The sequence below is a fragment of the Burkholderia sp. ZZQ-2 genome (assembly GCF_050768715.1).
Classification (GTDB): Bacteria; Pseudomonadota; Gammaproteobacteria; order Burkholderiales; family Burkholderiaceae; genus Burkholderia; species Burkholderia cepacia.
Genome location: NZ_LDVA01000028.1, coordinates 23,228 through 44,353, shown reverse-complemented (window position 1 = coordinate 44,353; position 21,126 = coordinate 23,228). Strand labels below are relative to the sequence as shown.

At 68.1% G+C, this 21,126-nt stretch carries 17 protein-coding genes; 10 read left to right on the top strand and 7 right to left on the bottom strand.

What is annotated here, in order from left to right; translation table 11 throughout:
• Window positions 1-36 precede the first annotated feature (36 nt).
• Complete coding sequence (locus ABY44_RS00820) at window positions 37-2,388, bottom strand: phosphocholine-specific phospholipase C (RefSeq protein ID WP_060174030.1); 2,352 nt, start codon at window positions 2,386-2,388, stop codon at window positions 37-39.
• Between the two features lie 584 nt (window positions 2,389-2,972).
• Between ABY44_RS00820 and ABY44_RS00815 the strand changes: the two genes are divergently transcribed.
• The 3 genes from ABY44_RS00815 (at window position 2,973) to ABY44_RS00805 (ending at window position 5,807) form a co-directional block, all read left to right on the top strand.
• Window positions 2,973-3,473: a GNAT family N-acetyltransferase gene (locus ABY44_RS00815; RefSeq protein WP_027790322.1), complete on the top strand. Its 501-nt coding sequence runs from the start codon at window positions 2,973-2,975 to the stop codon at window positions 3,471-3,473.
• Window positions 3,474-3,769: 296 nt separating this feature from the next.
• Window positions 3,770-5,368, top strand: a complete 1,599-nt coding sequence (locus tag ABY44_RS00810; RefSeq protein ID WP_060083836.1) for a thioredoxin family protein — start codon at window positions 3,770-3,772, stop codon at window positions 5,366-5,368.
• Window positions 5,369-5,441: 73 nt separating this feature from the next.
• Entirely contained in the window at window positions 5,442-5,807 is a 366-nt protein-coding gene (locus ABY44_RS00805) for a 5-carboxymethyl-2-hydroxymuconate Delta-isomerase (protein ID WP_060174114.1), read from the top strand.
• 77 nt (window positions 5,808-5,884) lie between these two features.
• Here the strand turns inward: ABY44_RS00805 and ABY44_RS00800 are convergent, their stop codons facing one another.
• Together ABY44_RS00800 and ABY44_RS00795 are read right to left on the bottom strand one after the other, a co-directional pair.
• On the bottom strand, window positions 5,885-6,148 hold the full coding sequence (locus tag ABY44_RS00800; protein ID WP_027790325.1) for a DUF4148 domain-containing protein: 264 nt from the start codon (window positions 6,146-6,148) through the stop codon (window positions 5,885-5,887).
• A 255-nt stretch (window positions 6,149-6,403) separates the two neighbouring features.
• On the bottom strand, window positions 6,404-7,807 hold the full coding sequence (locus ABY44_RS00795; RefSeq protein ID WP_060174028.1) for a GntP family permease: 1,404 nt from the start codon (window positions 7,805-7,807) through the stop codon (window positions 6,404-6,406).
• Window positions 7,808-8,123: 316 nt separating this feature from the next.
• On the opposite strand from ABY44_RS00795, the gene ABY44_RS00790 reads away from it, so the two are divergent.
• The 5 genes from ABY44_RS00790 (at window position 8,124) to ABY44_RS00770 (ending at window position 13,885) form a co-directional block, all read left to right on the top strand.
• Entirely contained in the window at window positions 8,124-9,602 is a 1,479-nt protein-coding gene (locus ABY44_RS00790; protein WP_027790327.1) for a sigma-54 interaction domain-containing protein, read from the top strand.
• A gap of 54 nt (window positions 9,603-9,656) precedes the next feature.
• Window positions 9,657-10,187, top strand: a complete 531-nt coding sequence (locus ABY44_RS00785; RefSeq protein ID WP_060174027.1) for a BON domain-containing protein — start codon at window positions 9,657-9,659, stop codon at window positions 10,185-10,187.
• Window positions 10,188-10,248: 61 nt separating this feature from the next.
• Window positions 10,249-10,521 (top strand): hypothetical protein, encoded by a 273-nt coding sequence (locus ABY44_RS00780; RefSeq protein ID WP_048023821.1) that lies wholly within the window; start codon window positions 10,249-10,251, stop codon window positions 10,519-10,521.
• 103 nt (window positions 10,522-10,624) lie between these two features.
• Complete coding sequence (locus ABY44_RS00775) at window positions 10,625-10,924, top strand: H-NS family nucleoid-associated regulatory protein (protein ID WP_027790329.1); 300 nt, start codon at window positions 10,625-10,627, stop codon at window positions 10,922-10,924.
• 603 nt (window positions 10,925-11,527) lie between these two features.
• Window positions 11,528-13,885, top strand: coding sequence for a GNAT family N-acetyltransferase (locus ABY44_RS00770; protein ID WP_060174026.1), 2,358 nt, complete (start codon window positions 11,528-11,530; stop codon window positions 13,883-13,885).
• A gap of 658 nt (window positions 13,886-14,543) precedes the next feature.
• Here the strand turns inward: ABY44_RS00770 and ABY44_RS00765 are convergent.
• Both ABY44_RS00765 and ABY44_RS00760 read right to left on the bottom strand, forming a co-directional pair.
• Window positions 14,544-15,095: a hypothetical protein gene (locus ABY44_RS00765; protein WP_027790331.1), complete on the bottom strand. Its 552-nt coding sequence runs from the start codon at window positions 15,093-15,095 to the stop codon at window positions 14,544-14,546.
• 194 nt (window positions 15,096-15,289) lie between these two features.
• Window positions 15,290-16,111 carry an IclR family transcriptional regulator gene (locus ABY44_RS00760; protein ID WP_059693078.1) on the bottom strand — a complete coding sequence of 274 codons (822 nt, stop codon included), beginning with the start codon at window positions 16,109-16,111 and terminating at the stop codon, window positions 15,290-15,292.
• A 665-nt stretch (window positions 16,112-16,776) separates the two neighbouring features.
• Between ABY44_RS00760 and ABY44_RS00755 the strand changes: the two genes are divergently transcribed.
• Entirely contained in the window at window positions 16,777-17,625 is an 849-nt protein-coding gene (locus tag ABY44_RS00755) for an ureidoglycolate lyase (protein WP_060174025.1), read from the top strand.
• A 190-nt stretch (window positions 17,626-17,815) separates the two neighbouring features.
• On the opposite strand, the gene ABY44_RS00750 is transcribed toward ABY44_RS00755, so the two are convergent.
• Window positions 17,816-18,199 carry a VOC family protein gene (locus ABY44_RS00750; protein WP_021159659.1) on the bottom strand — a complete coding sequence of 128 codons (384 nt, stop codon included), beginning with the start codon at window positions 18,197-18,199 and terminating at the stop codon, window positions 17,816-17,818.
• A gap of 252 nt (window positions 18,200-18,451) precedes the next feature.
• Here ABY44_RS00750 and ABY44_RS00745 point away from each other — a divergent pair, with 252 nt between their 5' ends.
• Window positions 18,452-19,093: a CGNR zinc finger domain-containing protein gene (locus ABY44_RS00745; RefSeq protein ID WP_060174024.1), complete on the top strand. Its 642-nt coding sequence runs from the start codon at window positions 18,452-18,454 to the stop codon at window positions 19,091-19,093.
• A gap of 47 nt (window positions 19,094-19,140) precedes the next feature.
• Here the strand turns inward: ABY44_RS00745 and prpR are convergent, their stop codons facing one another.
• Window positions 19,141-21,123, bottom strand: coding sequence for a propionate catabolism operon regulatory protein PrpR (prpR, locus tag ABY44_RS00740; protein ID WP_060174023.1), 1,983 nt, complete (start codon window positions 21,121-21,123; stop codon window positions 19,141-19,143).
• Window positions 21,124-21,126: the final 3 nt, after the last annotated feature.

The following is a 21,126-nucleotide window of genomic DNA, read 5'->3' as shown; positions in this document are numbered from 1 at the left end:
GTACAACGTGGCGCAACGCGTGTCGCCGCGGCGGCATCAGAAGCGGTCGGCGAGCCCCATCGCCGGGTCGCTGACCGAGTGGCGGCCGGTTTCCACGCGGCCGGCGACCCGGCGCGAGAAACCCGGGTCGCTGTCCGCGGTGACGATGAAGTCGTACCAGTGGCCGGTCGAGTCGAGCTTCCAGTCCAGTTCGGCCTGGTCGCCGGCGCGCACCGTGACCGTCCACGTGGTACCGGTACCGCGACCCTGGCCGTTGCCGTCCTCGATGCCATGGTCATGGTCATGGCCGTGACCGCGACCGTCGTGTGCGCCGCGGCCCGGGAGCGGCCCGTAGACCTGGTTCGACTTCACGGTGAAGCGCACCGTGCCGCCGCCGTGGTTGCGCAGCCGCAGGTGGAGGTTGCCGCTCGCGCCCGCATAGCCGACGCGAACTTCCGGATGGGGCGCGCGTGCACCGGCCAGGCGGCTCAGGTCGCCGGTGAAGCGGCGGTGATAGCCGTTCGGGCCCAGCACCCACAGGTCGTATTTGCCGCCGTCGTCGGCGCGCGCCGCCCAGTCGCCGTGCAGCGTCTTGCCCGGTTCGACGACGTAGCGCCGCGGCAGGCGGTCGAGGTGCAGCTTGTCATAGACGTGGAACACGGCGGCGGCGCGGCCCGTATTCGCGAACTTCAGCGTGAGCGTGCCGTTGCCGGCATCGGCACGCGCGCTCGCATGCAGCTCGTAAGGCAGCGCGCGCGACGGGCGCACGCCGGTGGCCTGCGCCGGCAGCGACGGCGCGGCCGGCGGCACGATCTTCGGCGCGGCCTGCTGCGCGGCGCTCAGCGCGTCGACCTGGCTTTTCGTCGTACGGCCCGCGAGCGTCGGCAGCGGTTCGTTGTTCGGCGAGCGGAAGTTGAACGCGCTCGTCAGATCGCCGCACACCGCGCGGCGGTACGCGCTGATCTGCGGTTCGGCGACGCCGAAGCGCTTTTCGAGGAAGAGCAACGTCGACGTATGGTCGAACACCTGCGAGTTGACCCAGCCGCCGCGGCTCCACGGCGACACGACCCACATCGGCACGCGCGGGCCCGGGCCGTACGGGCGGCCGTCGATCGCCGGCTGGCTCGACGTGGCCGGCGTGAAGTCGTGGTATTCGACGGCGACGTCGGCGTCCCGCAGCGTATGGCCGCCGGCGAGCGTGCCGTCGGCGTTGCGCGACGGCACGGCCGGCGACGGCATGTGGTCGAAGAAGCCGTCGTTCTCGTCGTAGTTGACCAGCAGCACCGTCTTGCTCCACACCTCCGGGTTCGCCGTCAGCGCATCGAGCACCGCCTGCACGTACCAGCCGCCCTGCGCGGGGCTCGACGGCCCCGGGTGTTCGCTGTACACGGACGGCGGGATGATCCACGACACCTCGGGCAGCTTGCCGTTGCGGATATCGTCGCGGAACGATTCGAGGAAGCCGTACGGCATCGTGTTGCCGAATCCCTTCGCGAGCGGGCTCAGCGGATCGTCGATCGCCGGATCGTAGAACGCGCCGGCCGCCGTCACGGGCTGCGTGATGTCCGTCGACGCGACGTAGGCGGGCCGGCGCGCGGGTGGCATCTGCTCGATCGCCGCGCGCCAGTGGCGGAAGCTCATCATCTCGTTGCAGCCGAAGTTGTCGATCAGGCTCTGGTAGACCTTCCAGTTCACGCCGGCCTGCTGCAGCCGGTCGGCGTAGGTGGTCCAGGTCCAGCCCTGGCTCGACGGGCCGATGTCGTTGCCGCCGTTGAACTGGTTGTTCAGCGCGGCGATCTTCACGCGGCTGCCGTCGGCCGGGCTGATGCCGTTCGGGCCGTTGGTGCCGCTCCAGTAGAACAGGCGGTTCGCGATCGTGCCCGTGTGCATCCCGCAGTGATAGTGGTCGCACAGCGTGAACGCATCGGCGAGCGCGCGCTGGAACGGGACTTCCGCCGCGTCGTAGTAGCCCATCGACAGCGGCGTCTTCGCGTCGGGCCAGCGGTTCATCCGGCCATGGTCCCAGGCGGCCTGCGCATCGGCCCACGTGTGCGGCGTGCCGCCCGCGCGCTGTGCGTTGCCCTGGCTCGCGTCGAGGTGATACGGCGTGACGGTGGCGGCGGGCGTCGGCTTCGTGTACGTCTGGTAGAACACGTTGCGGCCGTTCGGCGACGGCACCGCAAAGCGGTCGCCGTAGCCGCGCACGCCCTTGAACGTGCCGAAGTAGCTGTCGAATGCGCGGTTCTCCATCATCAGCAGCACGACGTGCTTGACGTCCTGGATGGTCCCCGTTTCGTGAAACGCGGGAATCGCGAGCGCGCGGCGGATGCTCGGCGGAAACGCGGCGAGTGCGGCGGCGGCGAGGCCGGAAGTGGCGGTCTGCTGGAGGAATCTGCGGCGTGACGTCATGGCGTTCGGGTCCTGTGATGATGGGAGCGTTCGTGACTTCGTCTGGCGGTGCCCGTGCGTCGCCCGCCGGGGCGATGCGCGCGGCATGGGCGGTCGAGTGCGGCGGCCGCGCGTGGCGGAAGTGCGCGCGTCGCGCGCGATCCGTGGTGCCGCGCGGATGCCTGGGCCGTTGCCGCGATCCTGCGCGACGCGCGCTCGTGATGCGCGGGCCAGGACGTCGGCACACACCGGCCGGGTACGTGCCGGATTGGGCGGCGCCCAGTCTAGGGAGTCGACGTGACGCCGACGTGATGAAGGCATGACATCGCATGTCGCGCGCGTGACGTTGCGTGCGCAACGATCGATCGGGAAGCATCGGGAAGCGATGCGTGACGGAAGCGGGTAAGGAATTACCGGTTTCCGGCCGCCGGGCCGGTCAGATTTTCCCTGCGCGTAGAGGCGTGGCTTGAGCGCTGGTCGTTGCGGGTGCAACGGCACCGCATGACGCCGATGTTTCAAATGCGTGAAATCGGATAAGCTCGATCCGTTGCTGCGCATGTGCGCAGCCCGCGCCGCGGGCGCGACTTTTCGGAACCGGCCCACCCATGACCGACATCAAGATTCGGCACAGCGAGACGCACGACGTCGACGCGATCCGGCAGATCGCCGCGCACCCCGCGGTGTACATGAATACGCTGCAGTATCCGTTTCCATCGTTCGAAAAATGGCAGAAACGGCTCGCCAACGCGCACGAGCGCGGCGCAAGCCTCGTCGCCGAAATCGACGGCGAGGTGGTCGGCCATCTCGGCCTCGAGTTCGAACCGAATCCGCGTCGGCGCCATGCGGCAGGGCTCGGCATGATGGTCGACGCGACCCGGCACGGGCGCGGCATCGGCGGCCGGTTGCTCGCGGCCGCGATCGATCTCGCGGAAAACTGGCTGAACCTCACGCGCCTCGAGCTGACCGTGTTCACCGACAACCGCGCGGCGATCGCGCTCTACGAGAAGCACGGCTTCCGGATCGAGGGCGAATCGCCGGGTTATGCATTGCGCGACGGCGTGCACATGTCCGTGTATCACATGGCGCGGATCAAGGGCCGAGAGTGAACGCGCGGCGACGATGCCGCGCGTCATATTCATTCAAGAATTCGTTCGTTTCCCGCCGGCTGCGCGGATCGTATCGTTGAAGGATTTGCGCCGGCCGCTTCGGGCGACGTTGACGGCCTCCGCATCGATGCGTGCGGCGTGCGTCGACGCACGCCGGCTTGCGCCACGCCGCGCGCCGGTGCGCTTCATCGCTTCATGAATCTCGCTGCATGGGCGTCGCTTCAGGTCGTCGCTTCCCGTCGTCGCCTGGCGCGCCACTCCTTCCCGCAACCTTCTCTTTCAACGGACCCGCTTCGATGAAAACCGCTCTCCGGAATCTGACTGCCGCCTGCCTGCTCGCTGCCGCCGCGGGTGCGGCGTTTGCCGCCGCCGCGCCCACGGGCACCCCGGTCGCGAGCGCATCGCCCGACGGCGCGCACCTGCCGCCCGGCATCGCGTGGCAGCACGGCGACGTCGACGCCGCTTTCGCGTTGGCGAAGCGCACCGGCAAGCCGCTGCTGCTCTACTGGGGCGCGGTGTGGTGCCCGTCGTGCAACCAGGTGAAATCGACGATCTTCAGCCAGCAGGCATTCAAGACCCGCTCGTCGTTCTTCGTGCCCGTGTATCTCGACGGCGATACCGAAAGCGCGCAGAAGCTCGGCGAGCGCTTCAAGGTGCACGGCTACCCGACGATGATCCTGTTCCGTCCCGACGGCACCGAAGTGACGCGGCTGCCGGGCGAAGCCGATCTCGACCGCTACATGCAGGCGCTGTCGCTCGGGATGACGGCCGCGCATCCGGTGCGGCAGACGCTCGCGACCGCGCTGAAGAACGGTGCGTCGCTGACGCCGGACGAATGGCGCCTGCTGGCCGACTATTCATGGGATACCGACGGCGCGCTGCCGGTGCCGGCCGATCGCGTGGCCGAGACGCTGCAGTCGCTCGCGCAACGCGCGCGGGCGGCCGGCGCGAAGGCCGAATCGGCGCGCTTCGCGCTGAAGTCGGCCGTGGTCGCCGCGTCCGACGATCCGGCGCAGGCCGGCGCGCTGGACAAGACGGCGCTGGCCGATTCGCTGCGCACGGTGCTGCAGGACCCCGCCTTGTCGCGGGCCGATTCGGACGTGCTGGTCGCCGCGCCCGCGCGTGTGGTCGCGTATCTCGGTGGCGGCGACGCGCAGCGCGCGAAATTGCGCGGCGCGTACGACACGGCGCTTGCGCGCCTGTCGACCGACACCACGCTGTCGTCGATCGACCGGCTGATGGCGCTGCACGGCCGCGTGCTGCTCGCGCGCGGCGATGCACGCAAGGGCGCACCGCTCGCCGTACCGGCGCTGGCCGATACGGCGCGCAAACAGATCCTGGCGTCGGTGCAGGGCGCCGCGAACGCATACGAGCGGCAGGCGCTCGTCAGCGAAGGCGCGGACACGCTGACCGACGCGGGGCTGTACGACGAGTCGGATGCGTTGCTGAAGGCCGAGTTGCCGCGCTCGTCCACGCCGTACTACTTCATGTCCGGGCTGGCCGCGAACGCGAAGGCGCGCGGCGACAAGGCCGCGGCGCTCGACTGGTACCGCAAGGCATACGATGCGGCGAGCGGGCCGGCGACGAAGCTGCGCTGGGGTGCGACCTATTTCGCGAATGCGGTCGAACTGGCGCCGGACGATTCGGCGCGCATCGAAGGGATCGCCGCGAGCGTGCTCGCGCAGGCCGACAAGACGCGGGACGCGTTCTACGGCGCGAACCTGCGCGCGTTGACCAAGGTCGTCACGCAGTTGAACCGCTGGCGTGGCAGCGGCGCGCACGACGCATCGGTCAGGTCGATCGCGAAGCAGTTCGACGGCATCTGTGGGAAACTGCCCGCCGGCGATCCGCAGGCAAGCGCCTGCGAGCGCCTGATCCAGCCGGTCAAGGCATAGATCCGGTGGCACTGCGTGGGCTTTCGGGATGCCGGCCGGCGTGTTTCCCGATACCGACGAGGCCACCGACCCCATGCCCCACCTGACGCTCGAATATTCCGCGAACCTCGACGGGTTCGACGCCGGCGCGACACTGCGCGCGCTCAATGCCGCGCTTGCCGCGTCCGGCCATTTCGACGAGCGCGATATCAAGAGCCGCGCGCTGCGGCTCGATACATTTGCAGTCGGCACGTCGCCGGCGCCGCGCGCGTTCGTCCACGCGAAGCTCGCGGTGCTGAGCGGCCGGCCGACTGACGTCAAGCGGGAATTCTCGGAGTGGGTGCTGGCGGAACTGAAGCGGCACGTCGTCGCGCCGCCCGGCATGCACCTGCAACTGTCCGCGGAAATACTGGAACTGGAGCGCGAGTCCTACGCGAAAGCGGGCATCGAGCCGCGCTGACCGTGCAGCGCGGTGCGCGCTGCGCGCGCCGGGAAGGTGGCGCTGACGCGAGCGCAGCCCGCTGGGTTGGACCCGGACTATTGGCCCGTGGCGGACACGCCGCGATTGCCGTAGCCGGCGCCCGCGGCCCGCGACGCACCTTGCTGCCGGGCGATCTTCGCTTCGGCGGCCTGGATGCTGGCAGGGTAGAACCAGTCGCTCGGCTGGAAGCCGGCTTTTCTCAGTGCAACCACCTCGGAATGAACTTCGGCGCGCGTGAGCGGCGAGGTGGCTTGCGCCTGCGCGGCGACGGGAGCGGCGAATGCGGCCGCGAGGGCGAGTGTGCGGAGCAGCGGGTTCATGAGCGGATACCTCCAGGTTTTCGACGGCGCCGATCACGTACGGTGACCGTCGAAAGCAGTGTAGGCCTCGCCTGACGCATGAAAAATGCCGCTGCGCCCAACGTAGTGTTCTCCGGAAGACAACAATGAACGGCCGGCGCGCGCACCTGGACGGTGCCCGGCAAAAAGGGGAGGAGCGGGGGAGAAGCCGGCCGCAGCGACGTGGCCGGCGGCCGGCGGGCAGCGACCCGGAGACGGGCCGCCGCGCGGGGGGTATTACACTAGCCCCGTCATGTAGTACACGGCGATCACGAAGAACACCGCGAGCGTCTTGATGATCGTGACCGCGAAGATGTCGCGATACGACTCGCGGTGCGTGAGGCCCGTGACCGCGAGCAGCGTGATTACCGCGCCGTTGTGCGGCAGCGTGTCCATGCCGCCGCTCGCCATCGCGACGACCCGGTGCAGCACGTCCAGCGGGATATTGGCGGCCTGCGCGCCCTTGATGAACAGGTCCGACATCGCGGCGAGCGCGATGCTCATGCCGCCCGACGCCGAGCCCGTGATGCCGGCGAGCGAGCTGACCGACACGGCCGCGTTGACGAGCGGGTTCGGGATGCTCTTCAGGGCATCGCTGACGACGAGGAAGCCCGGCAGCGCCGCGATCACGCCGCCGAAGCCGTACTCCGACGCGGTGTTCATCGCGGCGAGCAGCGCACCGGCGACGGCGGCCTTCGAGCCGGCTGCGAAGCGCCCGCTGACGCGTTTGAACGCGGTCAGCACGACCAGGACGATGCCGAGCAGGAGCGCCGCCTCGACCGACCAGATCGCGACGACGGTCTTGATCGACGTCGTGACCGGCGCGTGCACGCCGGGCAGCACTTCCGGCGCGACCGTGTACGACGCGGCGCCGTACCACTGCGGAATCAGCTTCGTGAATGCGAAGTTCGACACGCCGACGAGGATCAGCGGCAGGATCGCGAGCGCGGGATTCGGCAGCGACTTCGCCTCGACGCGCTCCGGTTCGTTGACGAGCGACGTGCCGTAGCCTTCACCCTTTGCCATCGCCGAACGGCGGCGCCATTCGAGATACGTGAGGCCGACGACGATGATGAACAGCGAGCCGATCGTGCCGAGCGCGGGCGCGGCCCAGGCGGTCGTCTTGAAGAACGTGGTCGGGATGATGTTCTGGATCTGCGGCGTGCCCGGCAGCGAATCCATCGTGAACGAGAACGCGCCGAGCGCGATAGCGCCGGGCATCAGCCGTTTCGGGATGTTGCTCTGGCGATAGAGTTCGGCCGCGAACGGATAGACCGCGAACACCACGACGAACAGCGACACACCGCCATAGGTGAGCAGCGCGCACACCGCGACGATCACCGCATTCGCGCGTGAGCGGCCGATGTAGCGAATCGCCGCGTGGACGATCGACTCGGAGAACCCGGAGAGTTCGATCACCTTGCCGAATACCGCGCCGAGCATGAACACCGGGAAATACAGTTTGACGAATCCGACCATCTTCTCCATGAAGATGCCGGAGAAGACCGGTGCGACGGCGGCGGGTTCGGTCAGGAGCACCGCGCCGAGCGCGGCGATCGGCGCGAACAGGATCACGCTGTAGCCGCGATACGCGGCGAACATCAGGAACGCCAGCGCGGCGAGGACGATCACGAAAGACAAGGGAGTCTCCTAATGGCTTTGGTTGTTGTTCGATCGCGCGATGCGCCGCGGACCGGCTCAGGTTCGTGCAGGTTTCGTGCCATCGGCCGGATAGCGCCGCCGGACATGGGTCCGCCGGGGACCGGCGGGCCCGCGCCGGTCGTTGTCTGACGATTCTACATAAAACGTCTCCATCCGGAGACGAAATGGCCGTCCGGCCAACCCGTGGAATCGGGCGGGGCGTTCCCGGGCAACGTGTTGCGGCGTGTCTCCGGAGTGAGATAATCCGTCTCGTTCCGGAGACAGCCGGTCGACGATACACGGAGACGAAGACACGATGATGAACGACTGGGCCCGCCTGCCCGTCAACTACGGCGACGTGCTGCGGCGCGCCGCCGAGTCGCTGTTCCGGACCTTCGAGGATTCGAGCGCGGGCACGGTGGTCGTCGATCGCGATGCACGCGTCGTGTGGATGAACGAGCGATATGCGGCGCGCTTCGGTTTCGCCGATCCGCAACAGGCCGTCGGCCTCGACTGCGAGGCCGTGATCCCGAACAGCCTGATGCGCGAGGTCGTGTCGACCGGGCAGCCGATCCTGCTCGACATCATGGAGACGGGCCGCGAGCCGCTTGTCGTCACGCGCCTGCCGCTGAAGAACGAGGCCGGCGAGACGGTCGGCGCGATCGGCTTCGCGCTGTTCGACCAGTTGAAGACGCTCACACCGATCTTTTCCCGCTACGCCCAGCTTCAGCAGCAACTGATCGCGACGCAACGTTCGCTCGCGCAGGCGCGCCGCGCGAAATACACGTTCGCGAGTTTCGTCGGCACGAGTGCGGCGAGTCTCGAAACCAAGCGCCAGGCGCGCCGCGCCGCGCAGGTCGATTCGCCGGTGCTGCTGCTCGGCGAGACGGGCACCGGCAAGGAACTGCTCGCGCATGCGATCCACGCGGCGTCGGCGCGTGCACTCCAGCCGCTCGTGACCGTCAACGTTGCCGCGATTCCCGACACGCTGCTCGAAACCGAATTCTTCGGCGCGGCGCCCGGTGCGTACACGGGCGCCGACCGCAAGGGGCGCGTCGGCAAGTTCGAGCTGGCCGATCGCGGGACGCTGTTTCTCGACGAGATCGGCGACATGCCGCTGCCACTGCAGGGCAAGCTGCTGCGCGTGCTGCAGGACAAGGAGTTCGAGCCGGTCGGCTCGAACCGGATCGTGCGCGCGGACGTCCGGATCATCGCGGCCACGAGCGCCGACCTGCCGGCGCTGGTCGCAGCCGGGCGTTTTCGCGCGGATCTCTATTACCGTCTGAACGTGCTGACGATCCACGCGCCGCCGCTGCGCGAGCGCGCCTCCGACATCGCGGCGCTCGTCTACGCAACCCTCGAGGAACTGGCCGCGCAACACGGGCGCGCGGCCCATTGCGAACTGACCGACGATGCGCTGCGGATGCTGTGTGCGTATCCGTGGCCGGGCAACGTGCGCGAGTTGCGCAATACGCTCGAGCGCGCGCTGATGCTGTCGGACCGGTCGGTGATCGATGCGCGTGCGCTCGCGCCGTTCCTTGGGCCGGTGCGCGTATCGACGGACGGTGCAGTACCGGCGCAGCCGGCGGCCGTGTCGACGGTCGAGCGGCGCACGGGCGAAATGCGGGCTGCACCGGCAGCGTCGTATGCCGATGCATTGGCGGCGTGGGAGCGCCAGTTCCTGACCGATGCGCTCGCGGCTTGCGACGGCAAGGTGGTGGAAGCGGCCGCGCGCATCGGGATCGGCCGCGCGACGCTGTACAAGAAGCTGGCGGCGCTGGGCATCGACCGGTAGGCCGACCGGCAACGCCGATGCGGCCGGACGTGCGGCATCGAACAGGAGAGCACGATGAAACAACGGATCGGCATCGCAGGATGGCTGACGCTGTTGCTGGCGAGCGCCGCGCTCGCGCAGTCGGGCGACGCCGACGCGCCCGAGGCGCGGCGCAACTGGTACAACGATCCGTTCATCGCGCTGTCGCGGGACGTGGCCGAATGCCCGTTGCCGCTCGGCCCGTGGATGACCCGGGCCGAGATGACGGACGACGCGCATTACCGTGCCGAACGCGGCACCACGTGCTGGCTCGCACACCGCTGCACGAAGCCGAACTCCTACATGTATGACGCACCGATCGCCGACGCCGTGAAGGCACACTTCGCCGGCTCCGATCGACTGCACGGCACGAGCCTGTGGATCACGGTGCAGCGACGTTTCATTTACGTCGAAGGATGTGCCGATACGGCGTTCGACCGGCAGGCATTGCAGCGTGAGCTCGAGGCGATTCCGGACGTCGAGCAGGTGTTCGTTCGCATCACCGACGATCCGCGCAAGCGCTTGCCGTACAAGGCGCGCGGGCAACCCGACCGCACGCCGGACTGACGGAGAAAGGGTCGCGCATGGCATACTCGCGACATTCAAAAAAAGGTTGACGGGAAGAACAATGAAACACATGCTTGCGTCGGTCTGTCGGTGGCCTCGGGCGGCCGTTGTGCTGGGTCTGGTTGCCGGGCTCGGCGGGTGTGGCGGCAGCGCGCCGCTGTTCACTTCGGACGGGCGTCCGACTACCCAGGTGCAATGCACCGGCAGCGACTGGAGCAATTGCACGGACAATGCCCGGGCGATCTGCAACGGGGATTTCGAAGTGCTTCAGCAATCGAGCGATGACGCCACGCGAAATCTTCTCTTCGCGTGCAAGAAGAAGAGCGGTTATTGACCTCGAGATAACCGGCTGAGGAGACCACGATCGGGCGAAGCGCTTTTCTGTTTGCTGAGAGTCACCTATTTTTCACGAATAACACTCACGGAGTCCCATCCATATGGCGACCTACAGGCAACTGACCGCGCAGCTCGAACGGCTTCAGCAAAAGATCGACAAGGAACGCGAAAAGGCGATTGCCGATGCGATTGCCGATATCCGCGCGAAAATCGAGGAATACGACATTACGCCGGAAGAGCTCGGGTTCCGTGCGGCAGGGGCGGCCGCTGCCGCCGCGAAGCCGAAGCGTACGTCGCCGCCGAAGTACCTGAACCCGAAGACGGGTGAAACGTGGAGTGGCCGTGGACGGTCGCCGACGTGGCTCGGCAAGAATCGCGCGCGTTTCCTGATCAAGGACTGACTCCCGAAAATTCTCACCTTTCGCGTGCCGACCAACGGTGCGAACGGCCATGCGGCCGTCGCACCGTTTTGTTTTTGTGCATTCCCGGCGCGATTCCCGACGGCGTATTGAACTGCGATGCCGCGCAATTAAAGGATCCCGTTTTGCGAATTCGCTGCGATTCGGCTGCATATCGCGGCGATTTTCGGTAAACAGCGCCGCAATTTCACGGCACATCCGCATTGGCTCGCGCCATTCTCGCGGTGCACGCGAGCCGCGAATTCCGATCACCTTTCGCGTGTTTGCGCGTCGCGCCGTGCAATTCCCGAATTTACTCACCATAGCTCCTGTAAATCCTCACCTTTGACGAAGCGGACACAGCGCCGCGCCGAATGCGAACGCCGGCTGCGTCGAGCGAATGTGGACGCCCGGCGCGCGGCGACGGCTTTCGTGCTCGTGTCACAGGCCCATGGTGCGTGCGTTGACGTCTGTCGAATAGTCGGCCGTCCGGCATATAGGCAGCCGCATGCGCTTCGCCTATGCTTGGGGTTCGCGTCGATCGGTGTATGGCCTGTCCGTGCCGCATGCCGATCGGGTCGTCTTTCGTTACCGCAGGGAGCCGATGTGACCGTTCGCCATCTCGATGCGTTGTTCCAGCCCAAGTCCGTTGCGGTCGTCGGCGCGTCGTCGCGCGCGGGCAGTATCGGCGCGATGGTGTGGTCGCGCGTGCTCGACGGCGCGTTCCAGGGGCCCGTGTGGCCCGTCAATCCGAAGTATCGTGACCTGCACGGGCATGCGGTCGTTGCCGATGTCGACCGGCTGCCCGCACCGCCGTCGGTTGCCGTGATCTGCACGCCGCCCGCGACCTGGGCCGGCATCGTGCGCAAGCTCGGCGAGCTCGGCACGCGCGTGGCGGTGATCGTCGGCGAGGCGCGCACGGATGCCGATCGCGCCGCGCTCGATCGCACACTGAAGGCGGCGAAGCCGTTCGTGCTCCGTATCGTCGGGCCGGGCAGCCTCGGCGTGCTGTCGCCCGGACGGCATGCCCATTTCGGCGCGCCGGCCTATACGGCGCGATCGGGCGGTGTCGCGTGGGTGTCGCAATCGAATGCGCTGACGAACGCGGTGCTCGGCTGGGCCGACGCACGGGGCCTCGGTTTTTCGCATGTCGTCGCGCTCGGCAGCGAGTCCGACGTCGATGCGGGCGACGTGCTCGACTATCTCGCGAGCGACCCCGGCACGCGCGCGATCCTGCTCGAACTCGATACCGTGCGCGCGGCGCGCAAGTTCATGTCCGCCGCCCGCGCGGCCGCGCGCAACAAGCCGGTGCTCGCCTTGCGCACCGGGCGCGCCGATCCCGGCGACGCGCTCTATACGGCGGCGTTCCAGCGCGCGGGGATGGTGCGGGTCGATGCGCTCGACGACCTGCTCGACGAGATCGAGACGCTCGGCGTCGGCCGCGTCACGGCACGCGGCGCGGCCACGCTCGTGACGAGCGATGCCGGGGTCGCGAAACTCGCGGTCGACGCGGTGTCCGACGTGCGCGACGTACTGGCCGACTGGCCGCCCGCCGCCACGTCGGCCGTCTCGGCCGCGCTGCCGCATCTCGCATCGCCCGGCAATCCGCTGACGCTGGGCGACGATGCGCGGCCCGAGCATTTTGCCGCGGCGGTCAAGGCGCTCGCGCCGTTCCCGCAAACGGGCACGCTGTTCGTCGTCCATTCGACTTCCCACAGCGCGCCGGCCGATGCGGTCGCGCACACGCTGATCGAAGCGCGGCAGTACGCGCATCGCGGCATCCTCGCGTGTTTCTTCGGCGCGGTCGACGCGGCGACGCGCGATGCATTGCACGCGAACGGCATTCCCGTGCACACCACGCCGCAGCGGCTCGCACGCGCGTATGCACGTCTCGTCGACTACAACCTCGGGCGGCAACTGCTGATGCAAACGCCCGAGGGCACGCCGCTGCAGCCGGCCGAGTGCGTTGCATCCGCGCAGGCCGACGCGCGCCGGATGGTCGAAGCCGGCGAGCATGAGCTGACCGGCGAAGCCGCGCTGGGCTGGCTGTCCCGTTTCGGCCTGCAGGGCGAGCAGGCCGCCGAGCCGGCCGGCACGAAAGTCGTCGATGTCACGGTCGACATGTACGACGATGCGAACTTCGGCCCGGTGTTTCGCTATGCAGTGCCGCCCGCGGACGGCGTATCGGCGCCGTTCGTCGTCTATGGCCTGCCGCCGCTGAACACCGTGCTCGCCCGCGCGGTGATGGAACGCTCGCCGTATGCACGCCGCACACCCGTCGAGCCGACGCTCGACGCATTGACGGCGCTGTCGCAGGTCGTCTGCGACGTGCGTGAAGTCGTTGCGATGTCGGTCACGCTGCGCGTGCTGTCCGACCGTGCGCAAGTGATTGCGCCGCGTATCACGCTGGCCACGGGCCGCAGCCGGCTCGCGATCATGCCGTATCCGCGCCACCTCGAACAGACGCTCGAGTGGCGCGGCGAGACGGTGACGATCCGCCCGATCCGTCCGGAAGACGAGGCCGCGCACAACGAGCTGCTCGGCGCGATGACACCGGACGATCTGCGGATGCGATTCTTCGGTGCGGTGCGCAGCTTCGATCATTCACAGGTGGCGCGCATGACGCAGATCGATTACGACCGTGAGATGGCCTTCATCGTGTCGTTCACCGATGTGTCCGGGCGCGACCACACGCTCGCGGTGGCGCGCGCGGTGGCCGATCCCGACAACGAGACGGCGGAGTTCGCGATCGCGGTACGACCCGACCAGAAGGGCAAGGGGCTTGGCCGGCTGATGATGAACCGGATCATCGACTACGCGCGTTCGCGCGGAACCGCATGGATGATCGGCGAGGCGCTGCGCGAGAACTCGGCGATGATCGCGCTTGCGAAGTCGTGCGGTTTCGCCGTGTCGACGACGGAGGAGCCCGGTGTCGTCGGCTTCAGGATGAAGCTGCAGCCGTAGCGTCCGTCGGCGGCTCGGCGCGTACGGACGCCATATGCCGTCGATGTCGCCGGCTTCCCGGCGCGTTGCGGATGTTTCCGGTCACGAATGCCGGGCATTCGAACCGGTCTCGCGAGCGAAACAACGGCGAACGTGTCGCTGCCTGTTCGCGATGGAAACAACGACACGCATACGGCAGGCGTCGCGAGACGCGTTTCGTTTGCCGCGATATCCGTCGCGCGTCGTAGTTTTCCGCGCGATGTTCACACGTATTTGCCGCCGTATTTTCGCCTCGAAAATTCGAGCCTGCCCAAAAGGTGAGATTTTTCAGGAGCCGCCGGTGAGCTTCTCCAGGATGGTCGAGGTGAGCCGATACGGGAGCATTCGGTGAGCCTTCCCGGGAGTTGCCGGTGAGTACCTGCGGGAGGCGTCGGTGAGCCTTTCCGGGGCGCATCGGTGAGGGGCTGCGGGACGTGTCGGTGAGCACATCCGGGAGGCTTCGGTGAGGGTTTCCGGGAGCCTTGGTGAGCTTTTTCGGGAGGTGTGGGTGAGCGCTTGCGGGATGCCAGGGTGAGACTTTTCGGGAGTGTCCGGACGCACGGCTTGCGCAAGCGCAACGCCCGCCAAGGTCGGCGTTGAGCAGGGGGCGGGCACGCATGAACCGTGCCCGCGCTTACATTCAGGCAGCGAGTTTCGCCGCCGCGTCGTTCACCTGGTCGCGCGAAATCGCGAGTTCCTCGAGGTGCGAATCGGCATAGACGGCGCCGGTTTCGCGCTCGAGGCGGGCGATCGTCAGCGCGCAGCGCGCGATGTCCTTCGGCATCGCGATGAAGCGCTTGACCGATTCGCCGGACGTGAATGCTTCGAACAGCGCGCCGCGCACGTCGTCCGGAAGCGTCTTGGTCCACTGGTACGGCTTGCCGTTGAACGTGATCGACGGCGGCAGCGTGCGTTCCTTCTTGGTCGCCGTGATGAGCCCGTAGGTGCGGGCCGCGTCGCCGATCTGCTCGGGCGAGAAGAGTTCGTCGGGCGTGATGTCGAACTGCTCGATGTAGTTCTCGATCGCCTGCATCGCGGCGGCACGATCGTCGCGCTTCTTCTGCGCGCGCGCGACGATATCGCGCAGTTCGTCCGCCTCCTCGGGCGTGATCGTGAAGCTTGCCTGCTTCTGCTGAAGTTCGGAGAAACGCTGGAATTCTTGATCGTTCAGAAGTTTGGCCATGACATCCATCGGACACGACGGCCGCGACAACCGGCCGCCGTAGTTTTTGAGAGGGCCGCTATTTTAGCGTAGCGCCGTGGACGCACGATATGGCACCGTGCGTCGCGCCTCGCACCGGCGTGATCGCGGGCGACCGGGATCGGCGCAATCGCGCCGTACCCGGTGCGTTCCGACGAGCCTGCGTGTCGGCAGGGTCAGCTGTGTCAGCAGGTTTCGGTGCGGCACATCGACAGATGGGCGGCCGTTTCGCGCAACCCATCGACGACCGCGTCGACCGACGGCGCCATGTGCGCATCGATCCTGCGCATGTACGGGCAGGTCAGTACCGCGATCGCATGGCCGGACGGCCCGAGGATCGGCGCGGTCAGGTCGGTCACGCCGTACGCCTGGCGGCTGTCCTGGCGCAGGTAGCCGGCCTGCCGGATGGACTGGCACGCGTATGCGAGTTCCTGCTCGTTCAGCGGCGCTTCGCCCTTGACCTTGCGGTGCTCCGCGAGCATGTGCGCGCGCTGCTCGGCGCCCTGGAACGACAGCATCACCCGCCCCGATGCCGTATCGGCGAGCCCGATGCGCGAGCCGAGCCGGACCGACACACCCCACGGGCCGGGCCCGTCGACTTGCGCGATCACGAGCAGGTTGCCGCGATCGTAGACGGACAGGTGGCACGATTGTTCCGAGGAATCGGCGAAGCGCTGCATCGGCGGCAGCGCCTCGGCGATCAGCCGGCTCATCGGCGGATGCCGGTGGGCGAGCGAGAACAGCTTGAGGCTGAGCGTATAGCGGTCGCCGCCGGTCGAGCGCATCACGTAGCGGCGCGCGACGAGGCGTTCGAGCATCCGGTAGATCTCGCTCGCGTTGCGGCCGAGTTCCTTCGTGATTTCGGTGCGGGTGAGGCCTTCTTTCTGCTCCGACAGGAGTTCGAGGATGTCGAGACCCTTGTCGAGCGCGGGTGCGCGATAACGGTCGATTGCGCCCATCGATTCCCGTGCGTCGCAGCCGGGAAGCAGGTCGTTGGTTGTTTGCATTGTCGATGTGAGGTTGGGGGATTACTGTCGATCGATTGGCGACGCACGCTGACCGATTCTCCACTTCGCCTGTGTCGGGCTCGCGTGTGGCGACGCACGCCATCCGTCCGAGCTTAACAACAAACATTTAGTGTGCAATGCAGCGTCTTTTTACCGATCGTTACCTAACAAGAACGGATCAATTTGTTTTCAGGATGACAGGGAAGCTCCGAATACCCGGTATTCATGACAGGTGGCACCGGTTCAAGGTATTCGAAAGGAAATCGGGCTGCGCCGCCGCCCGCGATGCTGCGCCGCAGCGCCCGCGGGTGCACCAATAGTCGGTATCCGTCGCGCGTCATTTCATCGTGCGCGGCCGATGGTACAAAGACTGGCGGGCCAGCGACGGTGCGGCCGCGCGTGACGCCGGCCGGTACGGGCCGGGCCATGTCGCGGGTGCCGGGCCGTCGTCGCCGATGCGCAGACCGGCGGCCGCTCGTTCGATGCGCGCCATACTTCCGTGTGGCGCCACGATCGCTGCGCCCGCGCGACCCTCGCGCGTCGAACGGCATGCCGGATGCGGCGCCGACGCGCGCAATCGACGATCGACAATCAGTCCGGCACGCGGCCGCGAAGAGCGGCGTCGGCCGGTATCCTGTCCCATTCGACAACAGAGGTTGAGCACGATGAAACTGCTTCGTTATGGCCCGTCCGGCCACGAAAAGCCCGGTATTCTCGACGCGGCCGGCCGGATTCGCGACCTGTCGGCGCATGTGCCGGATCTGTCCGGCGATGTGCTGTCCGACGCGGGTCTCGCGCGTCTGCGTGCAATCGATCCGGCCACGCTGCCGCTCGTGTCGGGCGAGCCGCGCATCGGCGCGTGCGTCGGCCACGTCGGCAAGTTCATCGGCATCGGCCTGAACTACGCCGATCACGCGGCCGAAGCCGGCATGCCGGTGCCGAAGGAGCCCGTCGTGTTCGGCAAGTGGACGAGCTCGATCTGCGGCCCGAACGACGGCATCGACATCCCGAAGGGTTCGGTCAAGACGGACTGGGAAGTCGAGCTGGGCGTCGTGATCGGCGCGACCTGCAAGGACGTCGACGAAGCGCGCGCGCTCGATTACGTCGCGGGCTACTGCGTCGTCAACGACGTGTCGGAGCGCGAATGGCAGATCGAGCGCGGCGGCCAGTGGGACAAGGGCAAGGGTTTCGACACGTTCGGCCCGATCGGCCCGTGGCTCGTCACGCGTGACGAGGTGCCCGATCCGCAGCGTCTCGACCTGTGGCTCGAGGTCGACGGCCACCGCTATCAGAACGGCAACACGCGCACGATGGTGTTCACCGTCGCGCAGCTGATCGCCTATCTGTCGAGCTGCATGACGCTGCAGCCGGGCGATGTGATCACGACGGGCACGCCGCCGGGCGTCGGGATGGGCATCAAGCCGTCGCCGGTGTTCCTGAAGGCCGGCCAGACGGTGCGCCTCGGGATCGACGGGCTCGGCGAGCAGTTGCAGAGCACGCGCAACGCGCAGTAAGCGCGTGCCCGGCGCGGGCGGATCGCGGGGCAATCGGCCGCGAGCCGGTCGCGCCGCCCGGCATCGGGATGCTTGCCTGCGGCGAGCGTCGCGACCGAACCTCGATGCAGCAAAAACAAGGACAAGGGCCCGATTCCGCGCGATGCGGAATCGGGCCCTTGTCGTTCACCCGCGTCGGTACGAACCCGGATCAGACGACGTTGTCCAGCTCGCAATGGGCTTCGAGCCGATATCCGTCGGGATCGACGACGAACGCCGCGTAATAGCCGGGGCCGTAGTGCTCGCGCTTGCCGGGCCCGCCGTTGTCCTGGCCGCCGTGCTCGAGCGCGGCGCGGTAGAACGCGTCGACCTCGACGGGCGACGCGGCCTTGAACGACAGGTGCAGCCCGGAGTCGGGATCGGCGGCGATGGGGCGAGCCGCATGCTGCAGCCACAGCACCGGCTCGGTCTCGCCGTACCCGATCGAGCCGTCGTCGCTATACAGCCGCTTGTAGCCGAGCGCGCCGAGCGTGCTGTCGTAGAACGTGCGGCTGCGGCCGATGTGGGCAACGCCGAAGGAAAGGTGATCGATCATCTGTGGGCTCCTTGAACTGAAGAGGGGACGTCAGTACGGCAAACCTGCCTACAAGCACCATGCCAGCCGCTTGTAGCGGAGCGCGCCGAGTGTGCTGTCGTCGAACACCCGGCTGCGGTCGTTGTGGATAACGCTGAAGAAAAGGCGATCGATCATCTGTGTCTCCTTGAGCTGAAAGGGAGCAGTGCAGCCAACCGTTTTTAACCAGCATGCCGGTTATGTTAGAAAGCGCCCGGATGCTTGTCAACCGGCATGCTGGTTAGATACGATCGCGTCATGAGCAAAACGCAACCTTCCGTCACGACGGACTGCCTGATTCCGGCGCCGCCGGAAACGCTGAGCATCGATTTCGCGAACACGCTGTACTGGCGCGGCGCCGACACGCCGACGGAGACCTTCGGGACGCTGGACGACCTGTTGACGTGGTGCCGCGAGCAGGCGTGCGTACCGGCCGGCCTGGCCGACGCGTGTCGAGTGCGGGACAAGGATGACGCGCCGGCGATGCTCGCGCGCGCGCTCGCACTGCGCGAGGCGCTGTATCGGCTGTTTCATGCGCAGGCCGAGCAGCGCGAGCCGCACGCCGACGATCTGGCGCTGCTCGGCGGTTTCCTGGCGGAAGCGGCGCCGCGCGTCGCGCTGGCGCGCATCGACGGCGCCTATGCGTGGCGGATCGGCGGCGCGGGCGGCGCGCTCGCGGCGCTGCTGAGCCCGGTGCTGTGGTCGGCGATCGACCTGCTTGGCGGCGCGCGGCTCGCGAAGGTCAAGCGTTGCGCGAACGACGCCTGCCAGTGGCTGTTCATCGACGACAGCAAGAACGGCAGCCGCCGCTGGTGTTCGATGTCGTCGTGCGGCAATCGCGCGAAGGCGTACCGCCACTATCACAAGGTCGACTGACGTTCCTCGTTACGCAGGCGCGCGCCGGCGCGCCGCATCCGGCCTGCCTATTTCACCGACAACTTCCGCCACAGCGTCGTCTTGCTGATGCCGAGCATCGCGCATGCGCGATCGCGGTCGCCACCGCACGCGTCGAGTACCGCGCGGATCTCGTCGGCTTCCGCGCGACGGCGGCGTGCGTGCAGCGTCTGCGCATCGTCGGCGTCGGCCGCGTCGGGGGGCGCCGCGAACAGCTCGGGCGCGATCGCCTGCAGCGCGTCGGGATCGAGCGTGCCGCAGGCGGCGGCCGGATCGTTTTCGTCGGCTTCCTCGGCCAGCTCCACCGCGATCCGCTCGATCACGTTCTGCAGTTCGCGCACGTTGCCGGGCCACCGGTAGCGCGTGAGCCCGGCCTGCGTCGCGCCGAGCACGCGCGCGGCGTCGTCGGCGTCGCGCAGGCGCTCGGCGAGCCGCGGTTCGCGTCGTGCGGCCTGCACGAGCAGCGTGGCCGCGAGCGCCGGGATGTCGGCTGCGCGCTCGCGCAGCGGCGGCAGACCGATGTTCAGGATGTTGAGCCGGTAATAGAGATCCGCGCGGAACGTGCCGGCCTCGACGGCGGCGAGCAGCGGACGGTGCGTCGCGGCGATCACGCGCACGTCGATGCGGATCGGCTCGGTCGAGCCGAGGCGGATCACCTCGCGCTCCTGCAGCACGCGCAGCAGCCGGCTCTGCAGCGACGGCGGCATCTCGCCGATCTCGTCGAGAAACAACGTGCCGCGGTGTGCGGCTTCGAACAGGCCGGTCTTGCCGCCGCGCCGCGCACCGGTGAACGCGCCTTCCTCATAGCCGAACAGCTCGCTTTCGAGCAGGGCTTCCGGAAACGCGCCGCAATTGACCGCGACGAACGGGTAGCTGCGCCGCGCGGACAGCGCGTGCAGGCTCTGCGCGATCATTTCCTTCCCGGTGCCGCTTTCGCCGAGCACGAGCACGGTCGCGTCGGATTTCGCGTAGCGGCGCACGAGATCGCGCACGCGCGCCATCGGCGCCGATGCGCCGACGACGTCGTCGAGCGCGTAGCGCGCCGCGAACTGCTGCGTGGTGGGCTGCGAACGCAGTGCGCGGTCGAGCCGTTCGACCGCGCGCGATTCCTGGAAAGTTAGCACGCTGCCCGACGTGACGCCGCGATCGACGAGCGGCCCGCGATGCACGACGTAGCGCACGCCGCGCACGGTCGCGAGCGCGTCGCCGTCCTCGCCGCGCAGCGTGCGCAGCTCGGGCCGCAGGTCGACGAGCGCGCGGCCGACGGCCGCCGCGGGTTCGACCCCGAGCGCCGACGCGAGCCGCTCGTTGATCGCCTCCACGCGGCCGCGCGCGTCGAGCGCGACCACGCCGTCGCGCAGGTGCTGGAGCAGGTTGTCGAGCCGCTGGCGGCGGAACGCCTCGGCATGCGTCGCGTACGCGACTTCGAGCGCCGTCTCGACGGCCTTGCGCACCGACGCGTGCGAATACAGGAACACCGCGCCCATGCCGGCGCTGGCGGCGAGATCGGTGACGAGGCCGGGGCCGACGATCGTCTCGATGCCGCGGTCGCGCAGCTCGTGCACGCAGGCTTCCGCTTCCTGCGCGGACTGATATGACGCAAACTGCACGTCGAGGCCGTATGCGGCGACGAAGCGGCGCACTTCGGGCGGCGTTTCGCCGGCGCTGACGAGCGCGATCCGCGACGCGTCGCGCCGGGCGCGCGCGAGCGCCTGCATCACGTCGAAGCCGGTCGGCGACACGACCACCACCGGCACCTGCGCACGCGTCTTCAGGAAGCCGCCGTTCGAGCCGGCCGCGACGATCACGTCGGGCCGCGCGGTGCCGGCCTCGGCGATCGCGCTGAGCGCATCCTCATAGGCGCGCGTCACGATGCGCACGTCGGCGCGTTCGTCGAATTCGCCGGCGATCTCGCGAAAGAGTTCGCGCAGGCGGCTGATGCCCATCGCCCAGATGCGCGGGCGCGCCGCGCGATCCGCCGGGCCAACGGGCTTGGTCGAGGAGAGGTCCATGGC

Excerpts from the sequence above, each read along its gene's own strand:
- ABY44_RS00820 (WP_060174030.1), bottom strand. The coding sequence starts at position 2,388 with ATGACGTCACGCCGCAGATTCCTCCAGCAGACCGCCACTTCCGGCCTC.
- ABY44_RS00815 (WP_027790322.1), top strand. The coding sequence starts at position 2,973 with ATGACCGACATCAAGATTCGGCACAGCGAGACGCACGACGTCGACGCG.
- ABY44_RS00810 (WP_060083836.1), top strand. The coding sequence starts at position 3,770 with ATGAAAACCGCTCTCCGGAATCTGACTGCCGCCTGCCTGCTCGCTGCC.
- ABY44_RS00805 (WP_060174114.1), top strand. The coding sequence starts at position 5,442 with ATGCCCCACCTGACGCTCGAATATTCCGCGAACCTCGACGGGTTCGAC.
- ABY44_RS00800 (WP_027790325.1), bottom strand. The coding sequence starts at position 6,148 with ATGAACCCGCTGCTCCGCACACTCGCCCTCGCGGCCGCATTCGCCGCT.
- ABY44_RS00790 (WP_027790327.1), top strand. The coding sequence starts at position 8,124 with ATGATGAACGACTGGGCCCGCCTGCCCGTCAACTACGGCGACGTGCTG.
- ABY44_RS00785 (WP_060174027.1), top strand. The coding sequence starts at position 9,657 with ATGAAACAACGGATCGGCATCGCAGGATGGCTGACGCTGTTGCTGGCG.
- ABY44_RS00780 (WP_048023821.1), top strand. The coding sequence starts at position 10,249 with ATGAAACACATGCTTGCGTCGGTCTGTCGGTGGCCTCGGGCGGCCGTT.
- ABY44_RS00775 (WP_027790329.1), top strand. The coding sequence starts at position 10,625 with ATGGCGACCTACAGGCAACTGACCGCGCAGCTCGAACGGCTTCAGCAA.
- ABY44_RS00765 (WP_027790331.1), bottom strand. The coding sequence starts at position 15,095 with ATGGATGTCATGGCCAAACTTCTGAACGATCAAGAATTCCAGCGTTTC.
- ABY44_RS00760 (WP_059693078.1), bottom strand. The coding sequence starts at position 16,111 with ATGCAAACAACCAACGACCTGCTTCCCGGCTGCGACGCACGGGAATCG.
- ABY44_RS00755 (WP_060174025.1), top strand. The coding sequence starts at position 16,777 with ATGAAACTGCTTCGTTATGGCCCGTCCGGCCACGAAAAGCCCGGTATT.
- ABY44_RS00750 (WP_021159659.1), bottom strand. The coding sequence starts at position 18,199 with ATGATCGATCACCTTTCCTTCGGCGTTGCCCACATCGGCCGCAGCCGC.
- ABY44_RS00745 (WP_060174024.1), top strand. The coding sequence starts at position 18,452 with ATGCTGGTTAGATACGATCGCGTCATGAGCAAAACGCAACCTTCCGTC.
- prpR (WP_060174023.1), bottom strand. The coding sequence starts at position 21,123 with ATGGACCTCTCCTCGACCAAGCCCGTTGGCCCGGCGGATCGCGCGGCG.